Origin of the sequence: Microbulbifer sp. Q7 (assembly GCF_001639145.1) — a bacterium.
Lineage (GTDB): Bacteria > Pseudomonadota > Gammaproteobacteria > Pseudomonadales > Cellvibrionaceae > Microbulbifer.
The window spans coordinates 140,390-161,666 of sequence record NZ_LROY01000002.1; the positions used below are offsets into that span (position 1 = coordinate 140,390).

Genomic DNA, 21,277 nt, shown 5'->3' on the forward strand with positions numbered 1-21,277 from the left:
AAACGAATACGACCACTATGATTCGCCATACAAAAATTGTTGCCACACTTGGCCCGGGTACCGACAAGCCTCGCGTCATCGACGAGATTATCCGCGCCGGCGTCAATGTCGTGCGCCTGAACTTTTCCCACGGCAGTGCCGACGATCACCGCAAGCGTGTGGAAGAGGTGCGTCGTGCATCCGCTGAGCAAAACCGTCTGGTCGCCGTACTGGGCGATCTGCAGGGCCCCAAGATCCGCATTGCCCGCTTCGCCGAGGGCAGCATCTTTCTCGAGAACAATGCCGAGTTCACCCTCGACGCCGACTGCCCGAAAGAGGGCGGAAACCAGCAGCGCGTTGGTGTGGACTATCCGTCGCTGATCGCTGACTGCAAACCGGGGAATATCCTGCTACTGGATGACGGCAAGATTCGCCTGGAAGTGACTGGCGGCACCCAAAGCAAGTTGTTCTGTCGGGTATTGCAGGGCGGCAAGCTCTCCAATAACAAGGGGATCAACTTGCTGGGTGGCGGGCTGTCGGCACCGGCACTGACCGAAAAAGATTACGAAGACATCAAACTTGCCGCTGAACTGGACGTGGATTTTCTGGCGGTAAGTTTTCCGCGCAGTGGCGAAGATCTGGAAATTGCGCGGCAAGCTCTGCGCAACGCTGGTAGCAATGCCGCGATCGTCGCCAAGGTCGAGCGTGCCGAGGCCGTGGGCAGCGATGAGCAGATGGACGATATTATCCTCGCGTCGGACGTCATTATGGTCGCGCGCGGAGATCTGGGTGTGGAGATCGGCGATGCCGCGCTGGTGGGCGTACAGAAAAAACTGATCAATCGGGCCAATGCACTGAACCGCGGCGTAATCACCGCGACCCAGATGATGGAGTCGATGATTACCAATCCGACCCCGACGCGCGCCGAGGTGATGGACGTGGCCAACGCGGTGCTCGACGGTACCGATGCGGTTATGTTGTCGGCGGAAACGGCCGCGGGCGACTTCCCGGTTGCGGCCGTCGAGTCCATGGCCGAAGTGGTGGTCGGTGCCGAACAGTATCTGGGCACCACCACACGTCCGGCGGCAGACCGCTCTGCATCGGAAACCATTGATACGGTCATTGCCCAGGCCGCAATCGAATCCGCAGCACGGGTGGAAAACCTGTGTGCGGTAGCGGCACTGACCGAGTCCGGTCGCACCCCGCGCATCATGTCCCGGGCCACTTCGCAGCTGCCGATTTACGCCCTGACCCGTCATCCGCGGGTCGCCCGTCAGCTGGTGCTGCTGCGCGGCGTGGAGCCCATCGAATTTGATCCCGCTTCCGTACCCCTCGGCCACCTGACCGATGCCATCGTCGAAGTTCTTGGCTCCCGCATTACCCTGCAGAAAGGCCAGCGCATCCTGATTACCCAGGGCGAGCGCCTGAATATGGGGGGAGGCACCAGCTCCATGCGCATCAAGGAAATTGAATAGCACTCTTTCACAAGGTGCCAGCCCACCCCGGCATGGAGGCCGGGGTGGGTGCCGGGATAAGTATGTCCGCTGAGAAGCACCGTGAAGTAAAACCCTAAGTGGCCGGTCGGTCACAAAATTTGAACAATTTATATTCTATTTTTCTGGGAGAGCCGGCACCTGTGGCGCATGAGATGTCATAAATGGCAGGTGGAAGTTACATAAAGCGACAAATTACCCGGATTTTTTCTCCCCCTGACGGTAGCTTTTTTATCGCATTGTGTGTATTGTCGATCTTGAGAATGACAGCGCTATCATAAAAACGAATGACAGCGCTATCATTTGGCGGTACAAGGTGAATAAAAAGTTTCTAGCCAAACCTTTATATCTATAAAAAAGGAAGGGGAAATCGATGCTTAAGCGTAACAAACTCGCTCTCTCGATCAGCGCAGCTGTACTGAGTGGTGGCCTGATGGCTCCACTGGCAGTTGCTCAGCAAACTGAAGCTCTCGAAGAAGTAACCGTGACAGGTATTCGTGCTTCTCTGCAGGATGCTCTCAGTACAAAACGTGATGCAAACGCCATCGTCGACGCAATCTCTGCGGAAGATGTAGGCAAGTTTCCGGACAAAAACGTCGCCGAATCTCTCTCTCGCGTGCCGGGCCTGGCGGTGAGCCGCGAGTTCGGCGAAGGCGAAAAGATTAGTATTCGTGGTGCCGGTCCAGATCTTAACCGTACTCTGCTCAATGGTCAGACTGTAGCCACCGCTGACTGGTTCATCCTCGATGATCCTGCTCGTAGCTTTAACTACACCCTGCTGCCGTCAACCCTGATTTCTGGTTTGGAAGTCTACAAGTCTCCGATGGCATCCATCGATGAGGGTTCGATCGGTGGTACGGTAATCGTGAAAACTCGCCGTCCATTAGATATGGAAGCCAACGCAATCAATATTGCTGTGGAAAGCCAGTACTCCGATAAGTCTGGCGAGAATGACCCACAGTTGGCTGCTCAATACTCATGGAAGAACGAGTCTGAGACATTTGGTGTTCTTGTCTCTGCCGTTAAGCAAGACCGCACTTTGCAGCGTGAAGGCTTGGAAATTCTCGGGTGGAATGAATCCGATGCAGATGCCTACAGTGTGCCTAGTCACATAGGCATCGCAAAATTTGAGCAGGCACGTGAACGCGAAACGTTCTTCTTGTCTGCGCAGGCTGCACCAAGCGAGGAGCTGACATTTACTTTCAACGCTTTGTCGTCTGAAATGAATGCGAACAACCAGAACCAGAACTTCTTGTTGCTGCCAAATAATACTCGCGACGAAATCATCGCAAACAGTGGCATCAGCGGCGGTAATGTTACTTCCTCCGCGGTAACAAATAATAGTGGTGCCATTTTCCTTGATTTCATCAATCGTGTATCCAGCACCGAAACCGAATCTTACGACTTGTCTGTAGATTACGAAACCGACGCTTTTTCTCTGCACGGGGTGGTTGGTAAAACCGAAGCGGCTGGTGGTACCTACCGCGAGACCTCCTGGGAGTACGTAAATGCGACCGCTAACTATACCTATGATCTGAATAGTCGCGAGGTTAATACCTCTCCTGAGACCACCGATGCCGATGCATTTGGCGCGGGCTGGATCTGGGGTGGTGAGCGTCCGACCACTGACGAAGAGTCATACGCGCAGTTGGATCTGGATATTCCGGTCGAGTTCTCCGTTTTCACCAACATCAAAACCGGCCTCAAATATCGCGATGCGGAGCGTGCTCAAGAGCGTACCGTTTACAGCTGGCACGGTCCCAATACGCTGCAGGATGAAAGTCTTGCTCCAGATTGGCCCGTTTACTTGCAGTATATTTTTGATAATTGCCCGACACTTGCATCTTGCGGATTGGATGCCAAGGGAACTGTGAACGTAGACGCGCCGGCTTCCGGTAGTCTGCTGAAGCAAATCGAGCAAAACCGCCAAGCGATGGAAGAGATGGCTTTTGTTGGCTTGAACGGTGTTCCTGCTGATTACGCTCGCTCTCTGGAGTTGGCGCAAAACTGGGCTGTTGGCGAAGAAATTACCGCGCTTTATGTGCAGGGCGATTTCGAGGGTGAGAGCTTCCGCGGTAACGTAGGCCTGCGTTATGTCGATACTAAGCAGGCTTCCGGTGGCTATCGCTGGTTGGACGGAGCCTCTCCTTCTTGGGGCTTCTATACAGTTGATCGTGAGTGGCTGGCACCAGCAGAGCTGGATTGGGTAGTTGTAGATAATAACTACAGTGAAGTGCTGCCTAGCGCTAACTTTATTTACGATCTGGACGATGAAACTCAGCTGAAACTCGGTGTTGCTCGCGTAATGGCGCGTCGCAACCAGAGCACCTTGTCACCATTCGAGACCTACGGTTCATTGAATCAGGCGAATCCGACTGGCCAGAAGGGCAACCCGATGTTGCCGCCGATGCTGGCAAATCAGTTTGATGCGTCTTACGAGTGGTACTATCAGGACGCTTCTCTGCTTGCGGCTACCTTCTTCTACAAGGACATTGACAGCTACATTTACGGTGAGGAAACCGTAGATGCACGCTATAACGAACAGACTGATGAGATGGTTGATGTAACCTTCACTCAGCAAATTGCTGGCGAAGGCGGTACCACCACTGGTCTGGAAGTGAGCTGGCAGCATGACTTCGATGGCTTTGGTGTTCAGGCGAATTACACCTATACAGATGCCTCCTCTGACCAGAAGCGAGAAGCAGATAAGGTAGGGTCCGGTCTTGTTGAGGGTGCTTCCGAGCACATGTACAACCTGACTGGATACTATGAAAACGACTGGGTGGGCGCGCGCCTGATGTATAACTACCGCACTGAGTGGTACAAAGGCCTTCACTTTAATGGTGATGAACTTTGGAATGACTCGTACGGTCAGTGGGACGCCAGCATCTCAGCTGCTGTTACCGACAATATCGACCTTGTTTTCGAGGCTGTGAACCTGACTGATGAAGAATTGGTTGAGTTCAACACCGATAGTGGACGTATTATGTCTGCATACGAGAACGGTCGTCGTTTTGTTCTGGGCGCTCGCATGAGCTTCTAAGGCATAATGGCTAAAAAACCGGGTCTTTGACCCGGTTTTTTTTTGCCTGTCGAAAAGCGTATGGACGCAAATTTTTCTTGGGGTTATCTTGGCTTATAGGTGATTGGCTAGGTCTGGTGTGTCTTTATCTAGGAGGCAAAGTTGGAAACAGGCAACATTGGCAATATTGTGATTCTCGGTGGAGGCACAGCGGGGTGGATGACCGCGGCGCTATTGAGAAGGGCGCTTCCAGAGAAGATATCGATTACTTTGATTGAGTCGGACCAGATTGGCACTGTAGGTGTGGGCGAAGCCACGATACCGCCGATACGACAATTAAACCAAGTGCTTGGTATCGACGAGAGGGAGTTTTTGCGGGAGACGCAAGGTACCGCAAAACTTGGAATCATGTTTGAAGGTTGGCGTGTCAATGGCGAAAGCTATATGCACGCATTCGGCCCAGTCGGTAAAAACTTCCCGTTCTGTGATTTCCATCATTATTGGGCTCGGGCTCGAATAGAAGGAGATGGCAGCGATTATTGGGATTACTCATTAAACTACCAGGCCGCTATTGCCGGGAAGTTTTCTGCGGTGAGTAAGATTCCTGCAACTAACTTTTCAGGTCTATCTTACGCATATCATTTCGACGCCGGTTTGTATGCGAGTTTATTGCGTCGTCATGCAGAAGCTAAGGGCGTGCTCAGAATCGAAGGCAAGGTGGGTGACGTGCTTAACAGCTCCCGCCGTGATTTTCTCGCCGGTTTGCAGCTTGAAGATGGCCGTGAAGTCTGCGGCGATCTATTTGTCGACTGTTCCGGGTTTGCTGGATTGCTAATAGGACAATCACTGGGTGTTCGATATTTGAGCTGGGATGATTGGCTTCCCTGTGACCGTGCGATAGCTGTTCCTAGTAGTGGCGTTGCCCCGATCCCTCCGTTTACCCGTTCAATTGCACATGATGCAGGCTGGCAGTGGCAGATTCCGTTGCAGCACCGAACCGGTAATGGGTTGGTTTTTTCTAGTACGCATTGGGACGATGATCAGGCGCTTTCGGTGTTGATGCGCAATCTCCCCGGCGAACCGTTAGCCGAGCCGAAAATCATCCCATTTAAAACGGGGTGCCGGGAGAAGCAGTGGCAGGGTAATGTGGTGAGCATTGGACTATCGAGTGGCTTCCTCGAGCCGCTCGAATCTACTTCCATCCACCTAATTCAGACCGGCGTAACTCGTTTAATCAATTTCTTTCCTCATCAAAAAATATGTGATGAAGAAATTGCGGAGTTTAATCGGCTGAGTCGTCTTGAGCTCGAATCGGTGCGTGACTTCATTATCTTGCATTACAAGCTAAACGAACGCAGAGATAGCAGCTTTTGGCAGGATTGTGCGTCGATGGATGTTCCCGATTCATTACATAGAAAAATTGAACTTTTCCGTAAAACTGGGAAGTTTCCGAAAGAAGCGGATAGCTTATTTTCTGATTCTGCTTGGTTGCAGGTGATGATCGGTCAGGGGGTTCGTCCTAAAAGTTACCATCCAGCTGCAGGCGACCTGACGGAAAAGCAGTTGCGTGCGTTTTTGCAGGGGATGAGGGCCATGATTGGCAGCTCGGTAGAATCGATGCCGCCCCATGCACATTTTATTTTGTGAGCTCCAGTGAGGATTTTTTTGGGTAACTTGGAGGTTTGATTTGGACGCTGCTTTACTTGAAAGGATGAAAAATATCCCATCGATCCGTATGGGCTGTGGGCGAGAATTCCAGGATGAGATTGTTGCCAGGCATACGCCAGTGGTTTTTCGGGGGGGGGTAAAAGATTGGGAGCTGGTGAGAGCGGCAAGGCAGTCTGATGAACACTTGATCAAATATCTTAATAAGAGGGTGATACCTGGCCCGGTGAAAATAATAGAGGGGTCAAAGGAGTCTGGAGGCTATTTCTTCTACGATGACGTGATGTCTGGGTTTAATTTTAGACGTGTCCAAACCACATTTTTTGACTTTTCCGATAGGTTGTTGCGGGCGAAGAAGCAGGCTGATGCTCCGGTTCTATCTCTGCAAAGCGCCTACATCGATGAGTACTTTTCTGGTGTGCATGACGAAAACTCGCTTGATTTATTTGGTGCAGATGTTCGTCCAAGAATCTGGATCGGTGGTAAATCAATTGTCGCGACTCACTATGATGACGCTGAGAATTTGGCGTGTTGTGTCGCCGGTAGGCGTCGTTTTGTTTTGTTCCCACCCCAGCAAGTGGGAAATTTGTACATAGGTCCCATTGATAATACCCCTGCCGGTGCGCCTGTGAGTATGGTCTCCTTGATGGAGCCAGATTTTGAAAGGTTTCCCAGGTTTGAGCAGGCACTTGGACACGCTTGGGTCGCTGAGTTGGAGCCGGGCGATGTCATATATATCCCGGCTCTCTGGTGGCACCATGTGGAGTCACTTGAAGCTGTCAACGCTTTGGTGAACTATTGGCAGGGGGGCTCTATCGGTGGTGAGTTAGGTCCGAGTGCCGTTGATGCTATGTTGTTGGGTATGCTTGCTCTCAAACATCGTTCTGCACCGGTGAAAGACGCGTGGAGGGCGCTGTTTGACCATTACGTTTTCGGTCAGAATGGTGATGCTGGAGAGCATATTCCAGCGGCAAAAAGGGGGTTTCTCGGTGATTTGGATGAGGAGAGAGTCAAAAACGTTAAAGCTTGGCTAATCAAGCAGTTATCTGATCCCGGTCGATTTTGAGCGTCTTCTGCGTCCAGGTTGGATCCTCTCGGGAAAAATGGTGAGCCGGAGTCGGAAATACTGGAATCTTTGGCTTTCCTGAGGTAACTTTTTGCTTCCCTTTTTGAGTATAAAAAATATACTGAGCGGGTTTTTTAGAATAACTTCAAATTTCAATAAGGTGTTGTATGGCCACTGTAGAAGCCCCAAAAATCGTACCTCTGCGCAGCGACGTCCACGGCAAGCTGAAAGTCCGTGAATTGGGGACCTTTGAGCACGTTAAGAATGCCCACATGGTGCCGGTAACTGCTCACGAATTCTCCCGTCTGGGCGCTGAGTTCCCGATCGTGTTTGTCAAGAATTCCGACACGGACCAGTTCCAGTCTGTTGCGCTTCTTAGCCTGAAAGTGGGCGAAAACCTGTTCGTAGATGGCGATAAGTGGAAAGGTGTTTTTGTTCCTGGCGCTGTGCGCAATCATCCTTTCGTTCTGGCACCGGCTGGTGAGAACAAAGAGCAGCTGATGGTGGGCCTGGTTGAAAACAGCCCGGTTGTCGGTGAAGAAGAGGGTGAAGCCCTGTTTACCGAGTCTGGTGAAGAGTCCGAATACCTGAAAGCCAAGAAAGAGGCGCTGGTGGGTTACCTGGAAAGCGACCAGATGACCAAGGCGTTCATCACCATCCTCGCCGAAAAAGACCTGCTGACCACTCAGAACGTTGCGGTCAATGCCGGTGGTGAGAAGATCAACCTGACCGGTATCTACATGGTTGATGAGAAGAAACTGGGTGAGCTGAGTGAGGAAGACTACGCGGACTTCCGCAAGCGCGGCTTCCTGCCGCCGCTGTTCGCGCAGCTGGGCTCCATGCACCAGTTTTCGCGCCTGGCCAAAATGCAGGCTGACGCCTGATATTGGCGCCCAGGGGGCGCCAGCTCCCTGATTATCCCGGCCTTGTCTGAGGCCGGGATATCCTTCCGGTTTACCTCATCATGTCTGTTTCCCGTTACGTCCCCTGGCTTTTCTTTCTCGCCGCATTCTATGGCCTGTGGGCACTGTTCATCTCCAGTCAGGGCCTCTGGGCTGCGGTCGCTGAACACTGGCCGATGGCGTTGTCCATGGCTATTGGCAGTTATGCCGCGGGCTCTACCCCAATGGGGGGCGGTACTGTCGGTTTTCCGGTGCTGGTGCTGCTGTTTGATATGCCTGCCAGTCTCGGCCGGGATTTCAGTTTTGCGGTGCAGTCCATCGGTATGGTGAGCGCCAGTATTTTTATCTTCTGCCGTCGTCAGCTGCTGGCCTGGTCCATGCTCCGCGGCGCGCTTCTTGGCAGCCTGCTGGCGACGCCGTTGGGTATTCTCTATTTCGCGCCCCTGATCCCCGAGTTGTGGGTAAAGCTCTCGTTTGCGGTGATCTGGGGCAGCTTCGGTATATTGCACCTGTATCGCCTGCGCGAAATCACCGCCCACGACCATGCCGGTGATCCGCGCTGTCCCAAGGATTTTCGCGTGGGGTTGTTACTGGGTGCGGCTTCTGGCTTCGCGGCGGTATCGGTGACCGGTGTGGGTATCGATATGGTGATTTACGCTGCCCTGGTATTGCTCAGTCGGGTGGATTTGAAGGTGGCCATCCCTACATCTGTGGTGATCATGGCGTTTTCTTCAGTGGTCGGTGTGGTGGTGAAGAGCGTGACCGGGGACTGGCAGCCGGGGGTGTTGGGTAACTGGCTTGCGGCTGCGCCGGTGGTGGCTCTTGGAGCGCCGCTCGGGGTGTTTGTGGTTGGTCTGATTGGCCGCAAGCCCACCTTGCTGGTGGTGGCCCTGTTGTGCATTGTGCAGTTCATCTGGACCTGTGTGTCGGAGAGGGCGACGCTGGGGCTGGCGGGTACGTTCATCGCGTTGTGTTCAGTGCTGGTGTGTCTGGCCGGCTTCGAGGCGTTGCGGCTACTCGGCCTGCGCAGGGCGGACAATCGTAATGCGATGGTAGCTGGAGGCGACGCGCTTCCGGTGAGTCATCTGGCAGCGGGTTCTTGATTGCGCATACTGCGCGTACTGGAATTGGCGGCAAAATAAAAAAGGCGATCTCATGTGAGATCGCCTTTTTCGTATATGGCTGGGGTGGAAGGATTAGCTTCGCCTGCGGCTCGCTGGTGTCCGTTGGCTGCGCCAACTTCGGCTCGAACCTGTCAGAGCGCGCTGCCTTCGCTGCGCCGACTGCCATATCGGGGAAAATGGCTGGGGTGGAAGGATTCGAACCTTCGCATGACGGGATCAAAACCCGCTGCCTTACCGCTTGGCTACACCCCAGTAAAGGTGCTGTGAGTCTGGTTTCTCACAGAGGGAAAATGGTAGCAAGGGGGAGACTTGAACTCCCGACCTCAGCATTATGAGTGCTGCGCTCTAACCAGCTGAGCTACCTTGCCACTGAAAGTCTCGGCTAACCGAGGGCGCGCATTATCGGGCGACCTCGGGGAGCTGTCAATACTTTTTTAGTAAATTAATCAGTAGCTTAGCGCGTAAAGTACTTTTCACCGGGGATGGCCCGCGGAGATCAGCGGCCGCGGCCGATGGCAGCCAGCAGGGAGCCCATTACGACGGTTATGGCGCCAACCCAGCTGATCCAGTTCATGGGTTCCACGGCAATGTATTCGGGCCACACAGTGCCGATAAGAGTACTCAGTGCCAGCGTCATCAAGGGCACCAGCGCCAGTGTGGCGCTTACCCGGGACGCCTCCCAGGCGCCCATGGCTTTGGCGAAGGCGCCATAGGCAATCAGGGTGTTGGCAGTCAGGAACAGCAGTAGTCCCCAGCCGAGGGCGTCCAGCTGCAGGGCGCTGGTGGGCTGTGCGATGGGAAGAAAGCACAGCGTCCCGGCGATGTAGATCAGCATCAGCAGGTTTTGCGGTCGCGACTGGGCGACAATCTTTTTCTGAAACAGTCCGTATACCGCCCAGGTGACTGCAGCGATGACCACCAGCCCCACGCCAATCAAGTACTCGCGGTCCTCCCCTGCGGCGAGCTCCTGAATACGCAGGTTGAAAAACAGCGGCAGGCCGAGACATACCAATCCCACGCCCATCCACTGGCGCGCGGAGAAGCGCTCCCCCAGGAAAGCCACGCTGAAAATAAGCAGTAGTAGCGGCGCCAGCTGAATCAGTACTTGCAAGGCGCCGGGGGTGATGTAGTTGAGTCCGGTGGCGTAGGCAATGTAGTTTCCGAGCAGGCCACCGACCGCCAGCAGGGAGTAGGGCAGCAGCTTGCCCTTGAGCAGGCTGCGCAAGTCCAGGTCCCTGCGCCAGCCGTACCAGATGCCGGCAAACACTGCGGCACCAAAGAAGCGAAACCAGGTCACGGTGGTGGAGTCCATGTCGACGATCAGGCCTTTCATGGCGATGGGCAGGAGCGCCCATAGAAAGGCGGTGGTCAGGGCCAGTGGCAGGCCGACTCTCCAGTTGGATTGGTGCATGGCAACCTTTGGTGGTGCTGAAGTGGGTAGGGCGCGGGGCGCGAAATAGCGGGCGCTTGTTCCGGCGCCCACTGTGGGCGCCGGACTTGCCGAATGGCTGGTGGAAGGGGGTTTAGACGTTGAAGCGGAAGTGAATCACGTCGCCATCGACCACCACATAGTCCTTGCCTTCCAGGCGCCATTTGCCGGCTTCCTTGGCTCCAGCTTCACCATTGTGCGCTACGAAGTCGTCATAGCTCACAACTTCTGCACGGATAAAGCCTTTTTCAAAGTCGGTGTGGATCTTGCCCGCGGCCTGCGGCGCGGTGGCGCCCTGAGGGATGGTCCACGCGCGTACTTCCTTGACGCCGGCGGTGAAGTAGGTGTGCAGGCTCAGCAGGTTGTAACCGGCGCGGATGACGCGGTTCAGGCCCGGCTCATCCATCCCCAGCTCTTCGAGGAACTCGGCTTTCTCGTCATCGTCCAGCTCGGCGATTTCCGATTCCAGCTTGTTGCAGATGGGCACCAGTACGGCATTCTCTTCCGCGGCGATTGCGGATACCGCATCCAGGTGCGGGTTGTTCTCAAAGCCGTCTTCATCCACGTTGGCAATGTACATGGTGGGCTTGACGGTGAGCAGGCTCAGCTCGCGCAGGCCCTCCAGTTCGTCTTCGGTGAGGCCGAAGGAGCGCAGCGGCTTGGCTTCATTGAGGTGCGGTTGCACTTTTTCCAGCAGCGCCTTCATTTTGATGGCGTGTTTGTCTTGGCCTTTGGCCGCGCGGGTGTAGCGCAGCAGGGCTTTATCTACGGTGTCGAGGTCCGCCAGTGCCAGTTCTGTGTTGATCACTTCGATGTCGGCGACTGGGTCTACCTGATTGGCGACGTGGATGACATTGTCGTTTTCAAAGCAGCGCACCACGTGGGCAATGGCGTCGGTCTCGCGAATGTTGGCGAGAAACTTGTTGCCAAGGCCTTCACCCTTGGACGCGCCCGCCACCAGGCCCGCAATATCCGTGAATTCCATGGTGGTTGGAATGACTTTTTGCGGTTTGACAATCTCGGTGAGTTTGTCGAGGCGCGGGTCTGGTACCGGCACGATGCCGGCGTTCGGTTCAATGGTGCAGAAGGGGAAATTCTCTGCGTCGATCCCCGCTTTGGTCAGGGCATTGAACAGAGTGGATTTGCCCACGTTGGGCAGGCCGACGATGCCGCAAGTAAAACCCATGGTGTGAATCCTGTTGTGAATCTTGTGGTGCGTTGAGACAGGGTGCGCCGGTGGCAGACACTGTCTACTTGGATTTGGTGTGCAGTGCTTTCATGGCTCCGCTCCAGTCGCCGCTGGCCGCGGTGGGGAGCGCATCTACAGCGCGATCGATGGCCTCGGCCAGTTGGTCCTGTTCCACTCGGGGCGCACGCTGGAGTACGTAATTGACCACGTCCCGGGCGTTGCCCGGATGGCCAACCCCAAGGCGCAGGCGCATGAAATCCCGATTATTTCCCAGGGCGGCGATGATATCGCGCAGGCCGTTATGCCCCCCGTGACCGCCGCCACTTTTCAGGCGTGCAGTGCCGCAGGGCAGGTCCAGCTCATCGTGAGCGACCAGAATAGCCTCAACGGGGATCTTGAAGAAATTCGCCAGCGGGCCCACTGCCTGGCCACTGCGGTTCATAAAGGTGGTGGGAATCAGCAGGCGGATATCCTGCCCGCCGATTCGCACACGGCCGGTGAGGCCGTGGTACTTGCTGTCTGGCGCGAGCTGGGCACCGTGGATACGGGCCAGCTCGGAGACGAAGTCGGCCCCGGCGTTGTGTCGCGTCCGGTCGTATTCGGGGCCTGGGTTTCCCAGGCCCACAATCAACTGGATGGGCGTGTCCGGAGCCTTGCTCAAGGTGCTTTACCTATAGTTAGGAGACCTGAACGAGAGTCGGCTTAGGCTTCGCCGGACTCTTCGCCTTCACCTTCGCCTTCTTCGGCGTCGGCTTCAACAGCACCGCGCGGCTTGTGCACGGAAGCGACAACCAGGTCGTGGTCTTCGCCGTGCGCCAGGTCCACAGACTCAACGCCAGCCGGCAGTTTGATGTCGGAGATGTGAACAGTGCCGTCCAGCTCCAGATCTGCCAGGTCTACCTCGATGAACTCAGGCAGCTTGGAGGCCGGTGCCTGGATGTCCAGCTCGGTCAGGGTGTGGGATACGATACCGCCGGCCTTAACACCTTTGCACATGTCTTCGTTCAGGAAGTGCAGGGGTACCTTAACGTGTACTTTGGTGTTGGCAGATACGCGCTGGAAGTCAGCGTGCAGCAGGATAGGCTTGGCCGGGTGACGCTGCAGATCGCGCAGGATCACGGTCTCTTCTTTGCCGTCAACGCTCAGGGTCAGAACGGAAGAGAAAACCGCTTCGTTTTCCAGGGCCTTGAACATTTCTTTTTGCAGCAGGGCGATGGATTGCGGTTCGGCCTTGCCACCGTAGATGATGGCCGGAACTTTTGCTTCCAGGCGACGCAGGCGGCGGCTCGCACCTTTCCCTTCGTCGCTGCGGACGCTGGCATTCAGTTTAAAATCAGACATGGGGTAAACCTCAGGTTGTCTGTCCAGAAGGACCTGCGACCGGAACCTTCTGGCATTGCTATAAAAGGGGCAGAATCTATTGAAACGCCCAATAGTAAACGCCCGGCAGTGCCGGGCGGGCGCGTATTCTAAGGGGAAGCGCGGGCGAATGCCAGCGCTTCACGAGAGAAGATTCAGGCCGGGTTTTACGACCGGAACATCGCGGACAGGGATTCTTCGTTGCTGATACGGCGCATGGATTCGGCCAGCATGGCGGAGAGGGTCAGCTGGCGGATTTTCGGCGCCTTTTCCATCTTGTCGCCCAGTGGGATGGAGTCGGTGACGACCAGCTCATCCATTACCGAGTTGTTCAGGTTCTCGATGGCTTTGCCGGACAGTACCGGGTGGGTACAGTAGGCCACGACTTTCGTGGCGCCGTGGTCTTTCAGTGCACTGGCAGCGTTACACAGGGTGCCAGCGGTATCCACCATATCGTCGACCAGCAGGCAGGTGCGACCACTCACTTCACCGATGATGTTCATGACTTCAGCCACATTGGCCGCCGGACGACGTTTGTCGATGATGGCCAGGTCGCAGTCCAGGCTCTTTGCCACCGCGCGGGCGCGCACCACACCGCCGATATCCGGGGACACGACCACTAGGTCCTGGTAGCCCTGGCGCTCGATATCGTCCAGCAGTACGGAGGAGCCGTATACGTTATCCACCGGTACGTCGAAGAAGCCCTGGATCTGCTCAGCGTGCAGATCGACGGTGAGAACGCGGTCGATGCCCACGCTGACCATCATGTCTGCGACCACCTTGGCGGAAATTGGCACGCGCTGCGACCGCACACGGCGATCCTGGCGGGCATAACCAAAGTAGGGTACGACGGCGGTGATGCGGCCCGCCGATGCGCGACGCAGCGCGTCCACCAGCAGGATCAGTTCCATAATGTTGCGGTTGGTGGGCTGGCAGGTGGACTGCACCACGAACACATCCCGGCCGCGCACGTTGTCGGTGATTTCTACCGCAATCTCCCCGTCGGAGAAGCGTTTCACCACCGCCTCGCCCAGCGGTATCGCCATATGCTCAACAATCTTTTGTGCGAGTTCCGGGTTTGCGTTGCCGGTGAAGACCATTAAGTCAGCCACTGCGAGTACCTTTTTCGTTGGGGGTAGAAGATAGTAGTGAAATTCAGCTGGATTGCGGAGCGGGAACTGCTTGCAGGATAGTGTGATGCCGTTTCATTGGGCGACCATTTGGTGCAAGTATTTGATGAGGGCTTTAAGCCTGAATATTAGCTCGGAAGGTGCCGAGTGCTCCGGTAGCGGGCCAAGGCGGGCCCGCCCGCAAATCAGCGTTGCTGATTTGTCGGGAGCTAAGGGCGGACATGCGCCGCGCTTAGCGTCTTTTCCGGAATTCATGGATGAATTCCGGAAAACTAAAAAGGAAATGGCTGGGGTGGAAGGATTAGCTTCGCCTGCGGCTCGCTGGTCTCCGCTGGCTTCGCCAGCTCCGGCTCGAACCTGTCAGAGTGCGTCGCTATCGCTAAACTCACTGCCAACCTGAAAAAATATGGCTGGGGTGGAAGGATTCGAACCTTCGCATGACGGGATCAAAACCCGCTGCCTTACCGCTTGGCTACACCCCAGCAATATTGCAGTTAGTCAATCTAGACGTTTGCTGCAAATTTCGCGAGTTGCCGGTGCGCGATCGATTCATCCGCGCCGCGTGCAACGAAGCCTTCCCATCCCGCAGGTCGCTCAGCAAACACGTTGAGTGCCGCTGCTTCCGACTCGAAGCCGGTAAACACGCAGGCGCCGGTTCCTGTCAGATAAGCCTTTGCGTACTGTGCAAGCCACGCTCTGGCCCTGCCCACCTCGGGGTAGAGGTCTTCCACCAGGGGCTGAAAATCATTGCCGGCGTATTCATCCAGCCAGTGCGTATTCAGCCGCCTGTCGCGAAGGGCCGCTAATGTAATTGCGGCAGAATCTCTTGTCAAACGCGGATCGGAAAAAAGCGCCGCGGTGCTCACATGGCAGGCGGGTTTCAGTATCAGGTACCAGCGGGGAGCGATGGTGACCGGGGTCAGGCGCTCCCCCACGCCTTCGGCAAAAGCCGAGTGGCCGCGTACAAACACGGGCACGTCGGCGCCCAGCTGCCTGCCGAGTTCGGCCAGGCTATCGATATCCAGCTTGCAGTCCCACAGGTGGTTGAGTCCTAGCAGGGTGGTGGCTGCATCGCTACTGCCGCCGCCGATACCGCCGCCGGAGGGCAGGGCTTTATCCACAGCGATGGAGGCGCCGAGGTTCATCCGTCCGCAATGCTGCCGCAGCAATTGTGCCGCGCGGTAGATCAGGTTCTGCTCGGGAGCGACATCGACGTTGGGACAATGGAGGTGGATCCGGCCGTCGCGGGTGGCCTGAAAGTTGAGGGTGTCGCCGAAATCCAATAGTTGGAACACCGTCTGCAGTTCGTGGTAGCCATCGTCGCGGCGACCCAGGATGCGCAGCATCAGGTTCAGCTTAGCGGGAGCGGTGAGGGTCAGGCTTAGGGGGGACGCGTTCATGAATGGAAAGGACTGGTGAATTCTGGCGGCCAGTGTACCAGCCGCCAGTCCATTCGTGCGCTCTGTGTTGTCAGTAGTGCGCTACTTGGGGGTCCACTCCTTGATCACCACGGTGACACTCACCGGCCCCGCGGCATTGGTCGTTGCGGCCTTGATTTTGCTGGGAAGCTGATAGGGGCCGACGGCCTGATAGCCGCTGAAATTCAGCTGCCAGCCGGATTGCCGCAGGCTTTGCAGCCGGCCACGGGCGTCTTTTTGCTGTCCGGCGGCTGCCCCGGGTGCGGCGAGGCCGCGCACCCAGTAAAACATTTCGGACACCGGAAGCGGCCAACCCATGACCTCTTCGGTTAGCTGTGCAGGGTTGGAGGCAAACACCGCAGGATCACTGCCCTTTTGCAGGCTGACGCCGCTGGGGGAGCCGCTGATGGTGGTCGCGCCAGCACCCAGTGGGCCGCTCAGATGGATGCGGTAATTGGTGTTCGCCTGCTGCCACACCAGGTTTGCACTGCCGTTTTCTTTCGGCGAGCGCACACCCAGCTTGCCCTTCGCCTCCCAGCGCTGCAGCGCTGCGGCGGACTGGGATTGCGGGGGCTGTTGTACCGGCGGTTGTTGCGGTTGCGGTTTCTGCGCGCTACATGCCGCCAGGGTAAGCAGCAGAGTCGCGCCCAGAGCTTTCAGGGCGCGACGGGTACCTGTGAAGGAGGGGGCAATTCTGCGGGTAGACGAGAGAGAGAACACTTCAGCTTTCCGTAACATGCTGTTCCAGTCTTTGTTGATCCTGCAGCCGCTGCATGGCTTCCGGGATGAGTTTACTTTCCGGGTTGGCCTGCAATCCCTGCTCCCACACCTGCATGGCCTGCTGGCGTTCACCGGCAGCCCACAGGGCTTCGCCCAGATGCGCGGCGATCTCGTGGTCCTGCAGCAGCTCGTACGCCCGCTGCAGGTGCTTTATTGCCTCGGTGTGGTTGCCCAGCCGGTGATGGGCCCAGCCCATGCTATCGATAATCGCGGGGTCATCCGGACTCAGCGCCAGCGCCTTGGTGATCAGCGCCATTGCCTCGTCGAGGCGGTCGTCATAGGAAAGCAGTTTGTAACCCAACGTATTCAGCAGGTTCGCATTATCCGGGTCGCGGGACAACAATTTGCGTAAACCCAGTTCAAAGTTCTCCACGTCGCCCAGCTGCTCGCTGGTCATCGCATGGGCGTAGATCAGCCGATTGCTGTCATCGTTGGTTTTCAGTGCCTCGCTCAGCAGTGTGCGCGCTTCTTCCAGGTGTCCATATTTGGTGAGCAGCTCGGTCTGCAGCAGGTAGAACTGTTCCTGTTGCCCCGGGTGGCGCTGGCGCAGTTCGTCGAACCATTCCTGTGCTTCGCCGGTGTTGCCGCTGGCGGCCAGCAGGTTGGTGCCGCGGGTAATGGCCTGTACGTAGTCGCCGCCGGGGCGCACCATGCGGTAGTGGGTGACCGCAGACTCCTCATCGTTGGTCTGCTCCGCAATACCGGCCAGATAAAAGTGGGCCGCGGACTCATGCTCCTCGAGCGCCAGCAGTTTTTCTAGTAGTGGTTTGGCGTTGTCAAACTGGTTGGTTTCATACTGGATCAGCGCCAGAGAGAGAATCAGGTTTGCATCATTGGGGCGCTGCTTCACCAGCTCCACGAACTGTTGCTGGGCGAGTTCCAGATCATCCTGGATCAGCAGCCGGGCATACTGCAGGCGCAGGCGGCTTTCCCTGGGGTAGAGCGCCACGAGGTTCTCCAGCAGGCGCCGTGCCTCTCTATTGCGGCCCATATCAATCAAAATGTGGGATTCCAGCAGGGGGGCGTCGAGCAGAGTCGGGTCTCGCTCCTGTACCTGACGTGTCAGGGTCAGCGCCTCCTGGGCACGTTTGTTGGCCCGCAGCATCATTGCCAGGGCGAGTGAGACCTCGCTGTTGTCGGGGTGCTTCTGCGACAGGCGCTGGAATTCCGGCAGCACTTTGGCGGCCAGCTCGTCGTTATCCACGGCGGTGGCGGCGACCGACTGCAGGGGGGCGTCGCCGCCCAGGTCCAGAGCCAGCTCTGCGTGGCGGAGCGCATCGTCCAGCTCCCCGGCCAGGGTGAGTTCCGCGGTGGCCGCCAGCTGGGCGTCGGCGTTTTCTGGTTCCAGCTCAACCCACAGGAGTGCGGAGCGCAGTGCGGCGCGGCGGGCATTCAGAAAGCGTGCGATGCGCGTGGCACGGGCGGCAACCCCCGCATCCTTGGTGCGTTCGGCCTGAAAATAGTAGTGCGCCAGGGCCAGGTCGTACTGCTCCCGATTACCTGCCACTTCCGCTACCAGCAGGGTGTAAAAGGTCTCAATCGGGAAGGCTTTGGCTTTGTTTGCGGTGGTGTTGTTCCGGTCCGGGGCTCCAGCGGCGGCGTCAGCCGGCGGTGCGGTGGCTGCAGCCTGGTTACCGGGCGCGTCACCCGGGGTCGCCTCTATGTTTTCATCTGTGGTGTGAGTGGGCGCGCTGGATGCGGCGTCGGTTGTGGTGGGCTCGCTTGCGGGATAGGCCGCCTGGTGTGGTTGCTGGGTGCAGGCGCACAGGATGGCAGTGGTGATGGCAGCTGCCAGCAGTTTCCCCCGGTGACCGCCGCCCGGTTGTCGGGCCGGAATATCCCCAACACTGCCTGTGGCACGGTGGGTGGGCCGGGTAGACGAGGTGGTCTCTGTGGTCTGATTGATAGGTGCCGAGGTAGAGAAAAGCTGCATAGAAACGTGTCCGTACGTTCGCGCCAGGCACCGCCCAGTGGCCTGGGGGCGTACTGAGTTTTGGCGCTGCCGTCACTGCATCCGGCAGCAGCGGCGGGCCATTCCGTGTGGCAAGGCGTCTGTTGGCGTATTTTTCCGGGTTATCGCCGTATAATTCTAGTTCTGAATTCCATGTCCGGTGGTGGTGAGCCGGCTTCCACAGCAAAGTCAGCACCTATTTAAACCGTCAAACCGCAGTCGGTCTGTGTGGCGGCGGGCGCGTGGCCTGCGGCTAAGATTGCGTGATACCGCTTGCACGCTGTGCGGCTGCCCCGGACAATGTGCGGCCTTTTTACCGAGAGAAACACCATTTCGGGGCAGGTGCGCCTGGGTGCCCGAACGAGACGACGAGAACCTATGCCGATTTTAGCCCTGGGGATCAATCACGACAGCGCGCCTGTGGCGGTGCGCGAGCGGGTGGCGTTTGCCCCCGAGATGATGCCCAGCGCCCTGGCGGAGGCCCGCGCAGCACTGGATTGCCCGGAGCTCGCAATTCTCTCCACATGTAACCGGACCGAGATCTACGGCGAGGCGACCCCGGAATCGGTGCTGGCGTGGATCGCCCAGTACCACGATGTTCCCATGGAGCAGCTGACCAGCTGCCACTACCAGTTCACCGATGAAACCGCAGTGCGCCATATGATGCGCGTGGCTTGCGGGCTGGACTCCCTGGTGCTCGGTGAACCGCAGATCCTCGGCCAGATGAAGTCCGCCTATGCGGTGGCGCGGGAGTGCGGCAGTGTCGGCTCTACCCTGCACAATGTATTCCAGCAAGTGTTCTCGGTAGCGAAAAAAGTGCGCACCGAAACCGCCATCGGTGAGAACCCGGTGTCCGTGGCCTTCGCTGCCGTTTCCCTGGCGTCACGTATTTTTACCGATCTCAGCCAGCAGACCGCGCTGCTGATCGGTGCCGGCGAAACCGTTGAACTGGTGGCGCGGCATTTGCTCGACAAGGGTGTGACCAAGCTGATTGTCGCCAACCGCACCCTGCACCGCGCGCAGTCACTCGCGGAGGAATTTGGCGCGGAAGCAATCCTGCTGGCGGATATCCCCGAATACCTGCCGCGCGCGGATATCGTCATCAGCTCCACCGCCAGTCAGCTGCCCATCCTCGGCAAAGGCGCGGTGGAAACCGCCCTCAAGAAACGCCGTCACAGCCCCATGTTTATGGTGGATATCGCGGTGCCGCGGGATATCGAGCCGCAAGTAGGCAAGCTGGACGACGTCTACCTGTATACCGTGGACGACCTGCGCGGCGTAATTGACGAGGGCAAGCGCTTGCGCGAGCAGGCAGCGGAAGCGGCCGACCTGATTGTTGATGCGGCGGCGCAGGATTTTATGCGCGAGCACCGCAGCCTGCGCGCGGTGGATTCTATCCGCAGCTATCGCCAGCAGGCTCAGGGTATCAGCAAGTGCGAACTGGAAAAGGCGCTGATTCAGCTGCGCACCGGTGGTGACCCGGAGCAGTTACTGGAGCAGCTGGCCCGCTCCCTGACCAACAAACTGATTCACGCACCCACCGTCGCATTGCGCCAAGCGACAGCCGATGGCGATATGGAACGGCTGCGCATTGCGCGGGAAATCATTGGCCTGGCCCCGGACGATGGCGGCCAGCAAACAGATGTATCGGCCGCTGCGCCGGAAAAAAAGAAACTGAAATAATGAAAGCTTCTGTACAACAGAAACTCGAAAACCTGGTAGAGCGTCACGAGGAAGTGTCCGCTCTGCTGGGCGATGCGGAAATCATCAGCGATCAGGATAAATTCCGCGATCTCTCCCGGGAATACTCCGAACTGGAGGAAGTGGTTCAGTGCTACACCCGCTATAAAACCCTGCAGGACGACATGGCGGCCGCCCGCGAAATGCTCGATGAGAGCGACGAGGACATGCGCGAAATGGCGCAGGAGGAGCTGCGCGAGGCCGAAGTGCAACTGGAGCCGCTGGAAAAAGAACTGCAGACCCTGCTGTTACCCCGCGACCCCAACGATCGCAAAAATGTCTATCTGGAAATCCGCGCCGGCACCGGCGGCGACGAGGCCGCTATTTTTTCCGGGGACCTGTTCCGTATGTATTCGCGCTATGCAGAGAAGCAGGGCTGGCGCGTCGAGGTGATCAGCGAAAACGCCGGCGAACACGGTGGCTACAAGGAAATCATTACCCGGGTTTCCGGTGAAGACGTGTACGCAAAGTTGAAGTTCGAGTCCGGTGCCCACCGGGTTCAGCGAGTGCCGGAAACCGAATCCCAGGGGCGTATTCATACCTCCGCGTGCACCGTCGCCGTGATGCCCGAGCCGGACGAACGCGATGCCATCGAAATCAACAAGGCCGACTTGCGCGTGGACACCTACCGCGCCTCTGGCGCCGGTGGCCAGCACGTCAACAAAACCGATTCTGCGGTGCGCCTTACCCACATTCCCACCGGCATTGTGGTGGAGTGTCAGGATGAGCGCTCTCAGCACAAGAACCGCGCCAAGGCGATGGCGCTGCTGCAAGCCAAATTGAACAGCGCGCAGGAATCTGCGGCCGCCCAGGAAATCTCCGATGCCCGCAGAAACCTGGTGGGCAGTGGCGATCGCTCCGAGCGCATCCGCACCTACAACTTTCCCCAGGGACGTGTCACCGATCACCGTATCGGCCTCACCCTGTACAAGCTGGATGAGGTCGTGCAGGGCGCGCTGGACGAGGTTATCGGCCCATTGCGTAACGAGTACCAGGCAGATCAGCTGGCCGCGCTGGGGCAGCACTGATC

General features: G+C 57.3%; 16 protein-coding genes and 3 tRNA genes. 8 read left to right on the forward strand and 11 right to left on the reverse strand.

Annotated features, from left to right (window positions below; all coding sequences use genetic code 11):
• Window positions 1-17: 17 nt before the first annotated feature.
• From pyk to AU182_RS06355, 6 genes are all read left to right on the forward strand, one after another.
• Window positions 18-1,454 (forward strand): pyruvate kinase, encoded by a 1,437-nt coding sequence (gene pyk / locus AU182_RS06330; RefSeq protein WP_066962569.1) that lies wholly within the window; start codon window positions 18-20, stop codon window positions 1,452-1,454.
• A 391-nt stretch (window positions 1,455-1,845) separates the two neighbouring features.
• On the forward strand, window positions 1,846-4,515 hold the full coding sequence (locus AU182_RS06335) for a TonB-dependent receptor (protein WP_066962572.1): 2,670 nt from the start codon (window positions 1,846-1,848) through the stop codon (window positions 4,513-4,515).
• Window positions 4,516-4,656: 141 nt separating this feature from the next.
• A complete protein-coding gene (locus AU182_RS06340; protein WP_066962575.1) occupies window positions 4,657-6,141 on the forward strand; it encodes a tryptophan halogenase family protein in 1,485 nt (494 codons plus the stop codon).
• A gap of 40 nt (window positions 6,142-6,181) precedes the next feature.
• Window positions 6,182-7,225, forward strand: coding sequence for a cupin-like domain-containing protein (locus tag AU182_RS06345; RefSeq protein ID WP_227718149.1), 1,044 nt, complete (start codon window positions 6,182-6,184; stop codon window positions 7,223-7,225).
• A gap of 167 nt (window positions 7,226-7,392) precedes the next feature.
• Window positions 7,393-8,109: a SapC family protein gene (locus AU182_RS06350; RefSeq protein WP_066962579.1), complete on the forward strand. Its 717-nt coding sequence runs from the start codon at window positions 7,393-7,395 to the stop codon at window positions 8,107-8,109.
• An 80-nt stretch (window positions 8,110-8,189) separates the two neighbouring features.
• Entirely contained in the window at window positions 8,190-9,230 is a 1,041-nt protein-coding gene (locus AU182_RS06355) for a sulfite exporter TauE/SafE family protein (protein ID WP_066962582.1), read from the forward strand.
• 198 nt (window positions 9,231-9,428) lie between these two features.
• Here the strand turns inward: AU182_RS06355 and AU182_RS06360 are convergent.
• The 11 genes from AU182_RS06360 to AU182_RS06410 all read right to left on the reverse strand — a co-directional run bounded on the left by AU182_RS06360 (window position 9,429) and on the right by AU182_RS06410 (window position 18,489).
• Window positions 9,429-9,503: transfer RNA gene (locus AU182_RS06360), tRNA-Gln, on the reverse strand.
• A 39-nt stretch (window positions 9,504-9,542) separates the two neighbouring features.
• A tRNA-Met gene (locus tag AU182_RS06365) sits at window positions 9,543-9,619 on the reverse strand.
• 128 nt (window positions 9,620-9,747) lie between these two features.
• Window positions 9,748-10,662: a DMT family transporter gene (locus tag AU182_RS06370; protein ID WP_066962585.1), complete on the reverse strand. Its 915-nt coding sequence runs from the start codon at window positions 10,660-10,662 to the stop codon at window positions 9,748-9,750.
• 112 nt (window positions 10,663-10,774) lie between these two features.
• Window positions 10,775-11,866 (reverse strand): redox-regulated ATPase YchF, encoded by a 1,092-nt coding sequence (gene ychF, locus AU182_RS06375; RefSeq protein ID WP_066962588.1) that lies wholly within the window; start codon window positions 11,864-11,866, stop codon window positions 10,775-10,777.
• A 64-nt stretch (window positions 11,867-11,930) separates the two neighbouring features.
• The gene (gene pth / locus AU182_RS06380; protein WP_066962591.1) at window positions 11,931-12,530 is read right to left on the reverse strand and encodes an aminoacyl-tRNA hydrolase; all 600 of its coding nucleotides are present in this window, start codon (window positions 12,528-12,530) and stop codon (window positions 11,931-11,933) included.
• 41 nt (window positions 12,531-12,571) lie between these two features.
• Entirely contained in the window at window positions 12,572-13,210 is a 639-nt protein-coding gene (locus tag AU182_RS06385; protein ID WP_066962594.1) for a 50S ribosomal protein L25/general stress protein Ctc, read from the reverse strand.
• Between the two features lie 185 nt (window positions 13,211-13,395).
• On the reverse strand, window positions 13,396-14,328 hold the full coding sequence (locus AU182_RS06390) for a ribose-phosphate pyrophosphokinase (RefSeq protein ID WP_066962596.1): 933 nt from the start codon (window positions 14,326-14,328) through the stop codon (window positions 13,396-13,398).
• Between the two features lie 437 nt (window positions 14,329-14,765).
• Window positions 14,766-14,840 (reverse strand) — tRNA-Gln (locus AU182_RS06395).
• 21 nt (window positions 14,841-14,861) lie between these two features.
• Complete coding sequence (gene ispE / locus AU182_RS06400; protein ID WP_066962599.1) at window positions 14,862-15,758, reverse strand: 4-(cytidine 5'-diphospho)-2-C-methyl-D-erythritol kinase; 897 nt, start codon at window positions 15,756-15,758, stop codon at window positions 14,862-14,864.
• Between the two features lie 81 nt (window positions 15,759-15,839).
• Window positions 15,840-16,514 carry a lipoprotein insertase outer membrane protein LolB gene (gene lolB, locus AU182_RS06405; RefSeq protein WP_082859260.1) on the reverse strand — a complete coding sequence of 225 codons (675 nt, stop codon included), beginning with the start codon at window positions 16,512-16,514 and terminating at the stop codon, window positions 15,840-15,842.
• Window positions 16,498-18,489, reverse strand: a complete 1,992-nt coding sequence (locus tag AU182_RS06410; RefSeq protein ID WP_082859261.1) for a tetratricopeptide repeat protein — start codon at window positions 18,487-18,489, stop codon at window positions 16,498-16,500. The genes lolB and AU182_RS06410 overlap by 17 nt, the downstream gene beginning before the upstream one ends.
• Window positions 18,490-18,885: 396 nt before the next feature.
• Here AU182_RS06410 and hemA point away from each other — a divergent pair, with 396 nt between their 5' ends.
• Both hemA and prfA read left to right on the forward strand, forming a co-directional pair.
• The gene (gene hemA, locus AU182_RS06415) at window positions 18,886-20,190 is read left to right on the forward strand and encodes a glutamyl-tRNA reductase (RefSeq protein ID WP_066962602.1); all 1,305 of its coding nucleotides are present in this window, start codon (window positions 18,886-18,888) and stop codon (window positions 20,188-20,190) included.
• The gene (prfA, locus tag AU182_RS06420; RefSeq protein ID WP_066962605.1) at window positions 20,190-21,275 is read left to right on the forward strand and encodes a peptide chain release factor 1; all 1,086 of its coding nucleotides are present in this window, start codon (window positions 20,190-20,192) and stop codon (window positions 21,273-21,275) included. Before hemA ends, prfA begins: the two co-directional genes overlap by 1 nt.
• The last annotated feature ends 2 nt before the right edge of the window (window positions 21,276-21,277 follow it).